This window comes from Nocardia sp. NPDC059228 (assembly GCF_042754245.1).
In the GTDB taxonomy this organism is placed as follows: Bacteria; Actinomycetota; Actinomycetes; order Mycobacteriales; family Mycobacteriaceae; genus Nocardia.
Genome location: NZ_JBHZAL010000014.1, coordinates 110,995 through 124,409, shown reverse-complemented (window position 1 = coordinate 124,409; position 13,415 = coordinate 110,995). Strand labels below are relative to the sequence as shown.

Sequence of the window (13,415 nt, the reverse complement as noted above, 5' to 3'; positions counted from 1 at the left end):
GGGAAGGCCCGATGGCCAAGAAGATCGGACGTTTCACCAGCGCGAAGGCCAAGGAGAAGTACCTGCGTGCGTACGACGCGATGGCCGCGCAGTGGCCGGTGCCGTCGATCGATCTCGATATCGACACCTCGTTCGGCACAACACGAGTGCGCAAATCCGGGTCGGGAGACGGCACGCCGATCGTGCTGCTGCCGGGGATGCCGGGCAATGGGCTGTTCTGGGAGTCGGTCATCGCGGAACTGTCGCGGGATCACGTGGTGTACACCCCGGATCCGTTGGGCTGGGCGGGACGCAGCGAGCAGACCGAGCCACTGCGCGACGAGGACGACATCGTGCGCTGGCTGCTGGAGGTGTTCGACGGATTGGGTATCGAGCGCGTGCATCTGGGCGGGTATTCCGTCGGCTCCTGGCTGGCGCTGCTGGTCGGTGTCCAGCACTCCGAGCGGGTGGCCAGCCTGACCATGCTCGAACCAGGCGGGGCGACCTTCACCACACCGCGCTGGAGTGTGCTGTTCCGGTTCCTCGTCGGCGGGATGGTGCCGACCCGCAAGCGGCTGGCGAAGCTCTCGGAGTGGCTCACACCGGGTCTGGAGTTCAGCGAGGAACAGTGGGCATTGACGTTGAGCGCCATCAGGTTCCGTCTCGCCATGCCGTGGGAGCGACCGCTCACCGACGAGCAACTGGAGGCCGTCACCGCGCCACTGATGGTGCTGTTCGGCGCCACCACGGTCGCCAATGATCCGGAAGTGGGCGCACAAAGAGTCCGTGAACACATACCCGGGGCCGAGGTCGACATCTACCCGGGCGTCGGCCACGAGATGCTGTGGGCCATTCCCGAGCAGGTCATTCCGCGGTTCCTCGCATTCGTGAACCAGCACGATCAGGTCCCGGCCTGATCCGATGCTGACGGCCGGGCGGGCCCGGCCGTCAGCACATCGACCCGTTCAGCCCTGGGCCGCAGGCTGTTTCGGGAGCAGAAACACGATCACACCCGAGACGACCGCGATGACGCAGGTCGCGAAGGACGCGACAGCGAAGGCGTGACCGGCGGCGGCGACCCGGTCTGCCGCGGCGGGATCGAACGCGCCGAAGAAGATCGCGCCGATCACGGCGACACCCAGCGCTCCCCCGCACTGCTGGGCCGTCGACAGGGCCCCCGACGCGACGCCGGCCGACTCCGGTCGCACCCGGCTCAGCACCGTGTTGAGCGCGGGCGTGATGACCAATCCGCCACCGACACTCTGCAATACGAGGGTGGGGATCACCAGCAGTGGCGTGATCCGCGGGCCGGACACCAGCAGCAGGCCGGTCGCCAGGTAGCCGCTCGCCATGATGATCGCGCCGACCTCGAGGACCCGTCGCCCGTATTTCGGGATGGTCCGGCTCGCCACCATGCTGAACACGAAGAACGCGGTTGCCGCAGGCGCGTAGACCAGGCCCGCTCCCAGCGCCGACAGGCCGAGACCCTGCTGCATCGTCACCGACAGGGCCAGATAGTACGAGTAGATCAGCGCGTACAGGGTGAGCACGAGGACGATCCCGAGCGAGAACGAGCGCTGGCCGAACAAGGTCAACGGCACCAGCGGATCCCCGCCCCGGCTTTCCAGCCGACGCTCGATCGCGACGAACGCCCCGAAAGCGACTGCGCTGCCCCCGAAGCAGGCCCAGACCCAGCCCGGCCAGCCCGCCTGCTGCCCTTGGATCAATGGCAGCACCAGGAGGAAGAGGGCCACGCTGAGCATCAGCACGCCGGGCAGGTCCAGTCGGCGGGAGGCGGCCGACCCGGTGGCCGGCACAGAGCGCAGGGCGAGCAGGAACATGACGACGCCGATCGGCACGTTCACCCAGAACACCAGGCGCCAGCCGGAATCGAACAGATCCGCGCCGATCAGCAGTCCGCCGATGACCTGTCCGCCGATGGTGGCCATGCCCATGACGATGCCGACCACGCCGAAGACGCTGTGCCGCTTGGCCGCCGGCACCAGCACGGTGACATAGGCGAACACCTGCGGCACCATCAGCGCGGCGCCCAGGCCCTGGACGACGCGCGCGGTGATGAGGCTGCCCGCGTCCGGTGCGAGCGCGCACGCGACCGAGGACAGCGTGAACACCGCGGCACCGAGCAGGAAGATCCGTTTGCGGCCGTACAGATCGGCCAAGCGGGTAGCGGTGATGATGAAGACCGCGTAGCTCAATTGGTAGCCCGCGAGCACCCATTGGACGTCACCGGCGGAGGCGTGCAGATCCGCCACGATCGAGGGGGCGGCGACCACGACGATGAACGAATCCAGAACCGCGACGAACAAGGCGCTCAGGACAATCGAGATCGTCGTCCAGGGAATGGCTTCGGCGTCCGCGGCCACGACCGGCCGACCGGCTGAGTACTGACTGACTGCCACGATGGAAACCTCTTCATTTGTCAGGGCCGGGCACTGTACGAACCCGGAAAGTTCGGCCTGCGCTGCTCGCCGTGAGGGGTCAGCGCGAGGTCGAGGACAACTCGGATGTGTTGCGACCCAGTGATTTCGCCAGCTTCTCGACCGACTCGGACGCCATGACGGCCTGGCCCGAGGTCGAGAAGTGGATGCGATCCGCACTGAGCAGGTTGTCGCGGTCGTTGACCGGGTGGTCCCACATATCCACCACGAGCGCGTCGTATTCGGCTGCCAGCCCGCGCACGATCTCGTTGACCCTGGCGATCCGCTCCGGCCAGTCCGGGAAGACCGGGACGACATAGGCCCGGCCGAGTGTGAAGGTGGTCAGCAGTGCGCCGGTCTGCTTCGCCAGGTCGTACATGCGTCGCAGGGTTCGCTCGATCTCGTCGAAGTCCGGTGTGCGCCGCACGATGTCATTGGCCCCGCACGGCAGGTGGAGCAGGTCCGGGGAGAACGCGAGTACGCGATCCGCCTGCCGCTCGAGCGCCTGGGCGGTCGTCGCGCCGATCTCGGAGACATTGAGATAGGCCAGATCCGGCCGAACCGATCGCAGGATCCCGGCGACGCGGTCCGGCCAGCCCTGATCGCCGTAGCCCGGGGTGGGATCGCCGGTTCCCGCGGAAAGGCTGTCTCCCAGAACGGCATACCTCCGCCAGGGAGCCCCGGTCAGCAGTGCGACGGCAGCCGCTCTGTCCAGACAGAAGGGATCGGTCGCCTCGGTGAGGACATGTTGTTCCATGCAGAAAACAATACGGTCGCCCGTATGTAAAAAACAAGGTGTGACCTACGCCCACGCGCCGAGCCGGCAAGCGCGAGTGCGACTGGTCGGTCGAATTTGAAATGCCCGGGCGCGCAATCAATACCGACCCGGCGGTTCGAATCGATGGCAGCTCCTACCCGGAAATGCCGCCCGGCATCGGAGCACAAGTTGTTGCTGCGCATTCGCCGATGGATCGCTATTCTGGATGGAGCCGAAGGTGAGTTTGTGAAACCATCAGCGCCCCAATGAGATCGGTGGCGTTGACACTTGCGCGTCGTGCTCAGCGTGTTCGCTCGTCCAAGTTGCGGTGGGTCCGGAAGTAGCGCCGTCGAACGGCGATGCAGAGCTCGCCAGTGATCACGTAGTGGCACAACGCGTTCGGCTCGAGATCGATCGACACGCGCACATGACGCCCGACCAGGGCAGGCACGTTGTCCGTGCGCGCCAGCGAAGAGGTTCCCGCCGACAGAGGAGACGAGCCATGACGCTCACGCACGACGCCACCGCCCTGACCGGTCCGGGCAGCGGCGCTCGCATCGATTCACCGCGTGCGGACTCGGCGGGCAGCGACCTCGAAACCCACCTACACACGCTACGGCGACGCGTTCCGCATCTGATCGGATCCGCGGTGGCCTCGAGCGACGGCCTGCTGCTGGCCGACGATCTCCCGGATGCCATCGAAGCCACCGGCATCGCGGCGCTGACCGCGGCGCTGCTGTCGGTGTCGCTGACCTTCGCGGCCGCCACCCATGGCGCCGACCTGCACGAGGTGGTCCTCGACAGCGGCGTCGGTCACGTGGTGGTCTACCGCGCCGGCCCCATCGCCTGCCTGGCCCTGCTCACAGGCCCCGACGCCACGCTGGCCCGTGTTCACCTGGAAGCCCGCCCGGTGGTCCGCGCCATCGCCGCGACCCTGGCGCCGGCCCCTCACGACTGACGGCACCCGAATTCCACCGATCGAGGACATCACACGGAAAGGGAGACACATGTCGAATCTGGATGTGGCACTGAAGGACATGATGACCATCGACGGGGCGCTCGGCGCCGCGATCGTCGACTACAGCAGCGGGATGACCCTCGGCACCGCCGGCGGATCCCGATCCCTGGACCTGCAGCTCGGCGCGGCCGGCAATACCGAGGTGGTCCGCGCCAAGATGCGCACCATCGAACAGCTCGGCCTCGACGAAGGGATCGAGGACATCCTGATCACCCTGACCGGTCAGTATCATCTGCTGCGCCCGCTGAGCGCGCACCCGGCGAGTCGCCTGTTCCTCTATCTCGCCCTCGACCGCATCCGCGGCAACCTGGCCCTGGCCCGTCATCAGCTCCGCAAGATCGACGAAGAACTCGACATCTGAACAGCTCCATCGAACATACGTTCGGAATTGTGGTATGTTCTTCGACATGTCGACGCCTTGGCAGGGATCACTTCTGGACGGCTTCGGGGAGGTGGAACTCGGTGCGCTGCAGGGGATACAGCGCACCGAACTCGGCGACGGCGCCTGGGTGGATGTGCTGCCGGGCTGGTTGAGCGGCGCGGATGTGCTGTTCGAACGGCTCGTGACGGAGGTGCCCTGGCGCGCGGATCGGCGCGCCATGTACGACCGGATGGTGGACGTGCCGCGGCTGCTGTGCTTCTACGAGGCGGAGCGGGAGCTACCGGATCCGGTGCTGGCCGAGGCACGGGAGGCGTTGAGCACGCACTACTCCGCTGAACTGGGTGAGCCGTTCACCACCGCGGGCCTGTGCTACTACCGCGACGGAAACGACAGCGTCGCCTGGCACGGGGACACCTCCGGGCGCGGGGCGACCGACGACACCATGGTGGCCATCGTGTCGGTGGGCGCTGCACGTGCGTTGCTCTTGCGACCGCGCGGCGGTGGAGCCAGCGTGCGGTATCCGCTGGGGCACGGGGATCTCATCGTCATGGGTGGTTCGTGCCAAAGGACCTGGGAGCATGCCATTCCCAAGACGAAGCGGCCGGTGGGGCCGCGCATCAGTATTCAGTTCCGCCCGCGCGGCGTCCGGTAGGACGAGGGGTCCGGACGCCGCGGCCAGGTCGGCCCACCGCCTGACAAATCCCTACCACGCGGATATCCTGCGCCGCAGGGGCTTTCGCTCCCCCGCACGGACAGTGCGGTTCAGTCGCGACGAGCGAATGCGGGTACCGGCTCGGGTAGCACACCTCGGCCGACCAGGAAGGTCGGCAGGCTGCGCACCACGGGGATGCGCCGGAAAACGCGTAGAGCCGTGGGCGTTTCGGTGGCGTTCGAGACGTCCAGGCGGCCCGCCACCGCCGGGCGGATGACGCCGGCGTGGGCCAGCCGCTGCATGCTCTGGACAACGGCCGTCGGCAGGGCTCGCCGGCGCTGGACCCGGGCCAGGTCGGCGGTGGTTACGGTGTGCGACAACAGTTTCGGGCCGAGAATGCGCGCGGTGGCCACCGCGTCCTGCACCGCCAGGTTGATGCCGACGCCGCCGACCGGGGACATGGCGTGGGCGGCGTCGCCGATGCACAACAGGCCGTCGGTGTACCAGCGGTCGACGCGATCCAGCTTGACGTCGAGCAGTTTCACCTCGTCCCAGGTCCGGAGGGCGTCGGTGCGGTCGCCCAGCCACGGGGCCACCGCGCCCAGATCACGCATGATGACGCCGACCGGTTGGCGCGTGCGCAGGTCGGTGTCACTGCCCTTGGCGATCAGCGTAGCGCTCTGCCAGTAGTCGCCGCGGTCGAACAGCACCGCCACGCGGTGGGCGCTGACCACCGGGATCAGACCGGCCGGGTCGGTGCCGTTGCGCGGGATGCGGAACCACCACGCGTCGAACGGCGTGGGCCAGTTGTGAACCCCGAGCCCGGCTGCCGCACGCAGCACCGAGGAGCGGCCGTCGCAGGCCACCGTGAGGTCGGCGCGAATCTCGCCGGTCGCACCATCTTTCGTGCGATAGCGCACACCCGCGACGGTGCCGCCCTCGTACGCCAGATCGACCGCCTCGGTGTTCATGCGCAACCGGAAGGTCGGCTCGACGTCGCCCGCGCGGGCCAGTAGATCCAGCAGGTCCCACTGCGGCACCATAGCCACATATTTGTGCCTGCCCGGGATGTGCGCGAACGTCGCGAGCGGCACCATGCGACCGCCGATGGGTATCTGTATGTCGTTCAACCGCCGCTGCGGCAGTTTCGCGAAGTCCTCGCGCAGACCCAGCGCGTCGATGAGTTCCAGGGTGGTCGGGTGCACGGTGTCGCCGCGGAAGTCGCGCAGGAAGTCACCGTGTTTCTCGAGCACCATGACCTCGATGCCACCGCGGGCCAGCATCAGCCCCAGGAACATTCCCGCCGGTCCCCCACCGGCGATCAGACAGGTCGTGCGTTCCATCGGGACCTCCCGAGTCGAAGACCACTGTCCTCTTCGATGGTAGGCCGAGCTCGACTCGGGGACAGACGCTTCGTGCAGGCGGCTAGCGGTCGCGGTAGAGGACGAAGAAGTACGGTTCGTTCAGCCCGCGCATATCCATGACGCCGAGCAGCGTGTCGTTGTCGACTCGCCGGAAAATATCGATGATCGGCAGGTGATCGTAGATCATTGCGGCACTGAACTTTCCACGGAACTCCAGGTTCCGCAGCCGGGCGCGCGGAGTCGTCGTCCGCAACACCGGCCGCAACACCCCGAGCGAGCGGCGCACCGGGCGCAGGCCGGTCACCGGCACCTTGCCCGCCAGGAACAGCGGGACCCGGCGCGGGTCGACGGGGAAGATGCCCCCGTCCGGCCCCGAGAACAACAGGGGCTGCACATCATCGGCGCTGTCGAATTGCTTGCCATACCAGCCGGATTCGACGAGCAGCCCGTCCCACGGATGACCCGTCGCGACCTCGTCGCCCCGCCACCGGCCCGTGGTGATCTCCTCGACTCGCACCATGGGCAGGGCGTCGAACAACGCCCATGCCTGCGCGGCGGTGGCACCGTGCTCCATCAATGCCCGCAGGCGCGCGGCAGGCTCCGTCGCCGTATCAGCGGCAACCATCATGATCTCCTCGGTGAGAGTCGACGACATCGTTTCTCTCACCGTAGCCCCGGATCGGGCGGGCTCATTAGACCTAGGCTGACATCATGACGACCGCATTGGCCGAATATGTCGATGCCGCCAACCGCCTCACCGCCCGCTGGTGCGGCGCCGCCGGGACCGGGGACTTCGTACTGTCCGGCTGCGGCGTCTGGCCACTGCTCGCCCTGCTGGCCTCCGCCGCCGACGAGCCCGGACGCAGCGAACTCGCCATGGCCACCGGCATTTCCGCCGCCGACGGCCATGGTCGGGCGCTGGACCTGCTGCGCACCCTGACCGAGGCCGGCTCGGTCTCGGCGGCGCTCGGTCTCTGGGTCCGGCGGGACCTGCCGCTGCGCCCGGAGTGGTCGCGACGACTGCCGGCGGGAACCGTGGAGACCCTCACCGATCAGGCCGCCCTCGACACCTGGGCGAGCGGCCACACCGACGGCCTGATCGAGAAGTTCCCGCTCCCGATCGACGCCGCGACGGTCCTGGTACTCGCCACCGCGCTGGTCGCCCGCACCCGATGGGAGGACCCCTTCCGCCGGACCACCATGGAGGTCACCGACGGACCGTGGCGTGGGCACAGCGGTCCCGCTCTGCGCCGGTTCTCGTCGCGCCCACAGCACGCGAGCGTACTCGGCGCGGATACGGCGGTGACGCGCGTAATCGTCTACGGCACAGAAGATCTCGACGTACACCTGCTTCTGGGCGAGGGCACGCCGGGCACAGTTCTGACGACCGGCCTCGACGCACTGGACGGCACCATCCCGATCCGGACGGACCTGCCGGCAGGCACCGAAGCACCCGGACTGAGAGTGCGGGCCGTGGCCGATCACGGGCAGGGCGACAGCCTGGAAACCCTGTTGCCGCCCTTCGAGATTCGCAGCCTGCACAACCTGATCGACCAGTCGGCACTGTTCGGCCTGACCACGGTGACCGACAGTGCGCGGGGCCATTTCCCGGCGATGTCGGCGCGCCCGCTCTATGTCGACCAGGCCGCGCAGGACGTGTTCGCGCGCTTCACCGAGACCGGGTTCGATGCCGCCGCGGTCACCGCGCTGTCGATGAACCTGGCCAGCGCCCGGTTCCCGAGACCCGCGCACACCGTGCTGCACACCACGGTGACGTTCGACCGCCCGTTCGGATTCCTGGCCGTGCACCGGCCCACCGGGCTGGCCGTGGTCGCCGGATGGGTCGCACACCCCGGTCGCTGACCACAAGGCCCGCCCGCCAGGCTTTTTGTCGAAACTACAAAAAGTTCCCCCGAGCCTCTGGTGCGCATTGTTTTAGTCATCTAGCCTAAAACAATGACGACAGCACGAGAGACCGCCGAGAGCATTCGGGCGGCCCGGCGGCCCGAGGATCTGTTCGGTGCTGCCGCAACGGATTCCGCGGCCCGGCAGGACGCCCGGCGGCGCTACCACCGGCTGGCGGGGATCGTGCATCCCGACCGGGTGGAGGCTGTCGACGCCGGCGTCGCGGGAGTCGCGTTCGCACGGCTGGCCGAGCTGTACCGGCAGTGGCTGGAACTGGACGGGCCCGCCTTCGAGGTGACCGGCGCACACGGGACGTACCCGGTGGGTGCGCTGCACGCGTCGGGCTCGGTCGCGGACGTGTACCGCAGCGGCTCGGACCGGGTCGTGAAGATCCCGCGCCGGGCAGCGGCCAACCGGCTGCTGTCCGGGGAGCGAAATGCCCTGCGCGACATCGCGATCGTGGCCGCGGAGCACAAATGGCCGGGGCCCTACTTCCCGGAGCTGATCGATACGGTCGACCATCTGGACTCCGCGACCGGCGAGCAGCGCACGGTGAACGTGCTCGGCGCGCTCACCGGGGAGTTCGTGACGCTCGAGGAAGTCCGGGCCGCCTACCCCGGTGGCCTGGACCCGCGCGACTACGCCTGGATGCATCGCCGGCTGCTGCGCTGCCTGGCCGGAGCACAGCTGGCGGGGTGGGTGCACACCGCCATCAGCCCGGCCAATGTGCTGGTGCATCCGCGCCTGCACGGAATCGTGCTGGCGGGCTGGTCTTTCGCGACCCGGCCCGGGAATCCGGCGGCGGCCACGCTGAAGTCGCTCGACTATCCGCCGGAGATCCGGGACGCGGTCTCCCCCGCCACCGATGTCCACCTCGCGCATCGCCTGATGCTCACCATGCTCGGCGACCGCGCACCCGCGGCCATGCGGTCCTACGCCACGGGGTGCCTGCAATCCGATCCACGGCTGCGGCCCGACGCCGCGGACCTGCTCGGGGAATTCGACGATCTGCTCGACCGGCTCTACGGGAAGCGCCGCTTCCGGCCCTTCGAGCTCACGAAAGGTAAGTGATAGCAATGGGTTACGGAAGCTGGGACGACAGTGCCTACGACGCGGCGCGGACCTTCCGCGCGGCGAAGGGCCTCGACGACTTCGGCTACACCGCGGATATGCGGTCGGTGCCGTGGGATCAGTGGAAGGCGCACCCCACCCTGGATCCGTTCGGGGTGGACAAGCGGGAGTCGCGGGACTCCGACGACCACGGCAACTCACTGCCCATCGCGGTGCTGTTCGACGTCACCGGATCCATGGGCAGGGTGCCCCGCATCATGCAGGAGAAGCTGGCCAAACTGCACGGGCTGTTGCAGCGCAAGGGTTATGCGGAGGATCCGCAGATCCTGTTCGGGGCCATCGGCGACGCCGACAGCGACCGGGTGCCGCTGCAGGTCGGGCAGTTCGAATCCGACAACCGGATGGACGAGCAGCTGCGGCTCATCCTGCTGGAGGGCGGCGGTGGCGGGCAGAAGTCCGAAAGTTACGAGCTGGCAGCGTATTTCATCGCCCGGCACACCGCCACCGACGCGTGGGACAAACGGGGCCGCAAGGGCTACCTGTTCATCGTCGGCGACGAGCTGAACAAGAAGCGGCTGGCCGCTCGCCACCTTCGCACCGTCATCGGCGACGACGTCGACCACGACATCTCGGTCGAGTCGATCTACCGCGAGCTGGCCGACCGCTGGCACGTGCACTACATCCTGCCCAATCAGTCCAGCTACTACCGGGATCCGGAGATCGCCGAGCACTGGCAGGGGCTGCTGGGTGAGCGGTTCCTGCGGCTCGACGATCCGGCCGCGGTGTGCGAGCTCATCGCCCTGACCATCGGCATCGCCGAGGACCGCATCGACCTCGGGGCGGGGCTGGCCGATCTGCGCGATATCGGATCGACCAGCGAGGCCGACGCGGTGGGCAAGGCCCTCGCACCGCTGGGCGGCGCCCGGCCCGGACGCAGCGTCGGGGCGCTGCCGGCCGCCACCGGGACCGACGACGTGGATCTCTGACCGGATCCGATGGACGAAGGGACACAACATGTTCGGCGACAGCCACCTGATCGTGGTGGACCTGGGCTTCGGCGATGCCGGCAAGGGCGCCACCGTGGACTGGCTGTGCTCACCGCAGGCCGGGCTCGACGTGGCCGCGGTGGTGCGGTTCAACGGCGGGGCGCAGGCCGCCCACAATGTGACAGCCGACGGCCGCCACCACACCTTCCATCAGTTCGGGTCCGGCACCCTGTCGCGGGTGCCGACCCTGCTGTCGCGGCACATGCTGGTGGAACCGCTGGCTCTGGCCGCCGAGGCGCGCGAACTCGCCGTGCTCGGCGTCGCCGATCCGCTGTCCCTGCTCTACGTGGACGAGCGGGCCCTGCTCACCACGCCGATCCACGGAGCCGCCAACCGTTGCCGGGAGGATACGAGGGGTACCGCCCGGCACGGTTCGTGCGGCATCGGCATCGGCGAGACGGCGAGCTACGCGCTCGGCCACGACGCACCCCGGGTCGCCGACTGCCGTCGACCGGAGGTGTTGCGGCGCAAACTGATCGCACTCGAAGAACACTACGGGCCGCTGCTCGCGGGCGGACGGCACCGCTACGACCCGATCGACGATCTGGTCGCGGCGTACACCGCGTTCGCCCGGTCCGTGGCCATCCTGCCGGGCGAGCAGCTCGCCGCGTTCGCGCGTCAGGGCCGGCTGGTGTTCGAAGGCGCGCAGGGGGTGCTGCTCGACGAGTGGCGCGGCACCCACCCGTACACCACCTGGTCGACCGTCGAACCCCGGCACGCGCGCGCCATGCTGGCGCGCCTCGGCGCGCCCGGCTACGTGCTCGGCGTGACCCGCGCGTACATGACCAGGCACGGGGCCGGGCCGTTCCCAACCGAGGACCCGGCGCTCGCGATTGCGGAGCCGCACAATGGAACCGGCGAATACCAGGGCGCGTTCCGGCGCGGGCACCTCGATCCGCTGCTGCTCCGCTACGCCGTCGAAGCCTGCGGCGGGATCGACGGCGTGGTCGTCAACCACCTCGACGCCCTCGGCGACATCCGCACCGCCACCGGCTATCTCACCCCCGACGGCTGCGTCGACCGGCTGGCGTGCGGAGTCTGGCAGGACCTCGGCCACCAGCGGCGGCTCACCGATCTCCTCGCCGCCGCCACCCCGGCCCTGGCCGACCTGCCCGCCGAGGCGCCCGGCTACCTGGAGGCCGAACTCGGCGCGCCCGTGGTGCTCACCGCGTGCGGGCCGGACCGAGCCGATCGCACCCTCCGGATCGCGGCTCAGCGCCTATACAAGGACTGATCGTTTCAACGTTCCGAGGATGGGCGGATTGTCGATTCGTCTGGTGCGCACCTCATTCGGCCAACCCCACACCGCAAATCCTGTCGGTGTCCTGTGTCACACTCGCTCGTGATGAGCAGGCACACCACGTTCCGTTACCGGCTTGACCCCACAGCCGAGCAGCACACCGTGCTTACCCGGCACGCCGGTGCCGCGCGGTTCGCGTTCAACCAGTGCCTGCACATGGTGAAAACCGCCCTCACCGCACGCAATAGCGATCCCGATTACCCGATCCCGTGGACCGGATTCAGTTTGATCAACGCCTTCAATGCATGGAAGAAGACCGAAACTGCCGGTCGGGTCTTCACCGTCGACCCGTCCGGGACCACGCAGATACAGGTCACGGGGTTAGCGTGGCGGGATCAGGTGTGCCAGCAGGTGTTCGAAGAAGCTGCCGTGGACTGCGGCCGCGCTTTGAAAGCCTTCTCGGCGTCGCGTCACGGCAAACGTAAGGGCAAACCTGTCGGTTTTCCCCGTTTCAAGACCAAGGCACGCACAACCCCGGCATTCCGGCTGCGCACCAAAGGTTCGAACGGTGGGCGTGCCTCGATTCGTGTCGGTGATGACGGCATCGCGCGATCGGTCACCTTGCCTGGCATCGGTCTGATTCGGGTTCGTGCCGATACCCGCCAGTTGCGGCGAATGCTTCGACTCGGGCGCGCGAAGATCTTATACGCCACGGTGTCTCAACACGCAGGTCTATGGTGGGTCAGTCTCGCAACCGAGGCCGCTGACCTGCACCCAGCCCGTCGCCACCCGCTCCGTGACCCGGCAGATCCGGGTGGTTGGACAGGATTGGATCGAGGATTGTCGGTGTTCGTGGTCGCGGCCAACGCCGACGGAACCGCGCTAGCCCGCATCGCAAACCCAGCCAAACCCGCCGCTTCCGGGCTTGCTCGACTGCGGCGGCTGTCGAAAGCGTTGTCCCGCAAGCAGAAAGGATCCCGCAATCGAGGCGAGGCCGCCGCGAAACTGGCCCGCCACCATCGTAAGGTCGCCGATAAGCGCCGTCAGTTCCTGCATCAGGTCACCAACGAGCTGGTCAAAACCCACGACCGGCTCGTCATCGAGGACCTGAACGTGACCGGGATGCTCGGCAATCACCGCCTGGCCCGCGCTATCAGCGATGCCGGCTGGACCGACTTCGCCCGCTTGCTACGGTACAAACAGCACTGGCGCAACGGCACGGTGGTCACTGCTGACCGCTGGTTCCCGTCGAGCAAACGCTGCTCGAAGTGCGGCACTATCAACGCCGGGCTGGTATTGGCGGATCGAGTGTTCCTGTGCGGGTGCGGGTTCCGCGCCGACCGGGACGTGAACGCGGCCACCAATCTTGCGCTATGGCCGAACATCCAAGAAAGCAGCTCGTCACGATCCCCGGACCTCCCAGCAGGGGGCCGGGTAACCAACGCCCGCCGACGGGACGGCACTGACCGGCACCCCACCGGTGCCAGTGAAACCAGCCCGACAGACGCGGGAACCGATACTCACCCGCTACCGGCGTGAGTGGACGCCCGAGAAGGGCGCTGT

The 13,415-nt window shown here is 68.1% G+C and carries 13 protein-coding genes; 9 read left to right on the top strand and 4 right to left on the bottom strand.

The window, feature by feature from the left end; genetic code table 11:
- Positions 1-11: 11 nt before the first annotated feature.
- Positions 12-896 carry an alpha/beta fold hydrolase gene (locus tag ACFXKA_RS22380; RefSeq protein ID WP_379428713.1) on the top strand — a complete coding sequence of 295 codons (885 nt, stop codon included), beginning with the start codon at positions 12-14 and terminating at the stop codon, positions 894-896.
- 48 nt (positions 897-944) lie between these two features.
- Here the strand turns inward: ACFXKA_RS22380 and ACFXKA_RS22375 are convergent, their stop codons facing one another.
- Complete coding sequence (locus ACFXKA_RS22375; protein WP_379428712.1) at positions 945-2,399, bottom strand: MFS transporter; 1,455 nt, start codon at positions 2,397-2,399, stop codon at positions 945-947.
- A 79-nt stretch (positions 2,400-2,478) separates the two neighbouring features.
- Positions 2,479-3,174, bottom strand: a complete 696-nt coding sequence (locus ACFXKA_RS22370) for an SGNH/GDSL hydrolase family protein (RefSeq protein WP_379428711.1) — start codon at positions 3,172-3,174, stop codon at positions 2,479-2,481.
- A gap of 502 nt (positions 3,175-3,676) precedes the next feature.
- On the opposite strand from ACFXKA_RS22370, the gene ACFXKA_RS22365 reads away from it, so the two are divergent.
- From ACFXKA_RS22365 to ACFXKA_RS22355, 3 genes are read left to right on the top strand one after another with little or no spacing between them, the layout of a single operon-like run.
- On the top strand, positions 3,677-4,132 hold the full coding sequence (locus tag ACFXKA_RS22365; protein ID WP_354837376.1) for a roadblock/LC7 domain-containing protein: 456 nt from the start codon (positions 3,677-3,679) through the stop codon (positions 4,130-4,132).
- Between the two features lie 49 nt (positions 4,133-4,181).
- Entirely contained in the window at positions 4,182-4,553 is a 372-nt protein-coding gene (locus tag ACFXKA_RS22360; RefSeq protein ID WP_354837374.1) for a hypothetical protein, read from the top strand.
- Between the two features lie 46 nt (positions 4,554-4,599).
- Entirely contained in the window at positions 4,600-5,226 is a 627-nt protein-coding gene (locus tag ACFXKA_RS22355) for an alpha-ketoglutarate-dependent dioxygenase AlkB (RefSeq protein WP_354837372.1), read from the top strand.
- Between the two features lie 110 nt (positions 5,227-5,336).
- On the opposite strand, the gene ACFXKA_RS22350 is transcribed toward ACFXKA_RS22355, so the two are convergent.
- Together ACFXKA_RS22350 and ACFXKA_RS22345 are read right to left on the bottom strand one after the other, a co-directional pair.
- Positions 5,337-6,569 carry an FAD-dependent oxidoreductase gene (locus ACFXKA_RS22350; RefSeq protein ID WP_379428710.1) on the bottom strand — a complete coding sequence of 411 codons (1,233 nt, stop codon included), beginning with the start codon at positions 6,567-6,569 and terminating at the stop codon, positions 5,337-5,339.
- 82 nt (positions 6,570-6,651) lie between these two features.
- Positions 6,652-7,164: a DUF4334 domain-containing protein gene (locus ACFXKA_RS22345; RefSeq protein ID WP_379428778.1), complete on the bottom strand. Its 513-nt coding sequence runs from the start codon at positions 7,162-7,164 to the stop codon at positions 6,652-6,654.
- A gap of 137 nt (positions 7,165-7,301) precedes the next feature.
- Here ACFXKA_RS22345 and ACFXKA_RS22340 point away from each other — a divergent pair, with 137 nt between their 5' ends.
- The 5 genes from ACFXKA_RS22340 to ACFXKA_RS22320 all read left to right on the top strand — a co-directional run bounded on the left by ACFXKA_RS22340 (position 7,302) and on the right by ACFXKA_RS22320 (position 13,391).
- Positions 7,302-8,453 (top strand): serpin family protein, encoded by a 1,152-nt coding sequence (locus ACFXKA_RS22340; protein WP_379428709.1) that lies wholly within the window; start codon positions 7,302-7,304, stop codon positions 8,451-8,453.
- Between the two features lie 93 nt (positions 8,454-8,546).
- On the top strand, positions 8,547-9,566 hold the full coding sequence (locus ACFXKA_RS22335) for a hypothetical protein (protein ID WP_379428708.1): 1,020 nt from the start codon (positions 8,547-8,549) through the stop codon (positions 9,564-9,566).
- A 5-nt stretch (positions 9,567-9,571) separates the two neighbouring features.
- On the top strand, positions 9,572-10,552 hold the full coding sequence (locus ACFXKA_RS22330; protein WP_379428707.1) for a hypothetical protein: 981 nt from the start codon (positions 9,572-9,574) through the stop codon (positions 10,550-10,552).
- A 28-nt stretch (positions 10,553-10,580) separates the two neighbouring features.
- Positions 10,581-11,846, top strand: a complete 1,266-nt coding sequence (locus ACFXKA_RS22325; RefSeq protein ID WP_379428706.1) for an adenylosuccinate synthetase — start codon at positions 10,581-10,583, stop codon at positions 11,844-11,846.
- A gap of 111 nt (positions 11,847-11,957) precedes the next feature.
- Entirely contained in the window at positions 11,958-13,391 is a 1,434-nt protein-coding gene (locus ACFXKA_RS22320; protein ID WP_379428705.1) for an RNA-guided endonuclease InsQ/TnpB family protein, read from the top strand.
- Positions 13,392-13,415 lie beyond the last annotated feature (24 nt).

What these genes read in the sequence shown, in the direction of transcription:
- ACFXKA_RS22335 (WP_379428708.1), top strand. Translation starts at nt 8,547, where the DNA reads ATGACGACAGCACGAGAGACCGCCGAGAGCATTCGGGCGGCCCGGCGG.
- ACFXKA_RS22330 (WP_379428707.1), top strand. Translation starts at nt 9,572, where the DNA reads ATGGGTTACGGAAGCTGGGACGACAGTGCCTACGACGCGGCGCGGACC.
- ACFXKA_RS22340 (WP_379428709.1), top strand. Translation starts at nt 7,302, where the DNA reads ATGACGACCGCATTGGCCGAATATGTCGATGCCGCCAACCGCCTCACC.
- ACFXKA_RS22360 (WP_354837374.1), top strand. Translation starts at nt 4,182, where the DNA reads ATGTCGAATCTGGATGTGGCACTGAAGGACATGATGACCATCGACGGG.
- ACFXKA_RS22370 (WP_379428711.1), bottom strand. Translation starts at nt 3,174, where the DNA reads ATGGAACAACATGTCCTCACCGAGGCGACCGATCCCTTCTGTCTGGAC.
- ACFXKA_RS22325 (WP_379428706.1), top strand. Translation starts at nt 10,581, where the DNA reads ATGTTCGGCGACAGCCACCTGATCGTGGTGGACCTGGGCTTCGGCGAT.
- ACFXKA_RS22355 (WP_354837372.1), top strand. Translation starts at nt 4,600, where the DNA reads ATGTCGACGCCTTGGCAGGGATCACTTCTGGACGGCTTCGGGGAGGTG.
- ACFXKA_RS22320 (WP_379428705.1), top strand. Translation starts at nt 11,958, where the DNA reads ATGAGCAGGCACACCACGTTCCGTTACCGGCTTGACCCCACAGCCGAG.
- ACFXKA_RS22345 (WP_379428778.1), bottom strand. Translation starts at nt 7,164, where the DNA reads ATGGAGCACGGTGCCACCGCCGCGCAGGCATGGGCGTTGTTCGACGCC.
- ACFXKA_RS22350 (WP_379428710.1), bottom strand. Translation starts at nt 6,569, where the DNA reads ATGGAACGCACGACCTGTCTGATCGCCGGTGGGGGACCGGCGGGAATG.
- ACFXKA_RS22365 (WP_354837376.1), top strand. Translation starts at nt 3,677, where the DNA reads ATGACGCTCACGCACGACGCCACCGCCCTGACCGGTCCGGGCAGCGGC.
- ACFXKA_RS22380 (WP_379428713.1), top strand. Translation starts at nt 12, where the DNA reads ATGGCCAAGAAGATCGGACGTTTCACCAGCGCGAAGGCCAAGGAGAAG.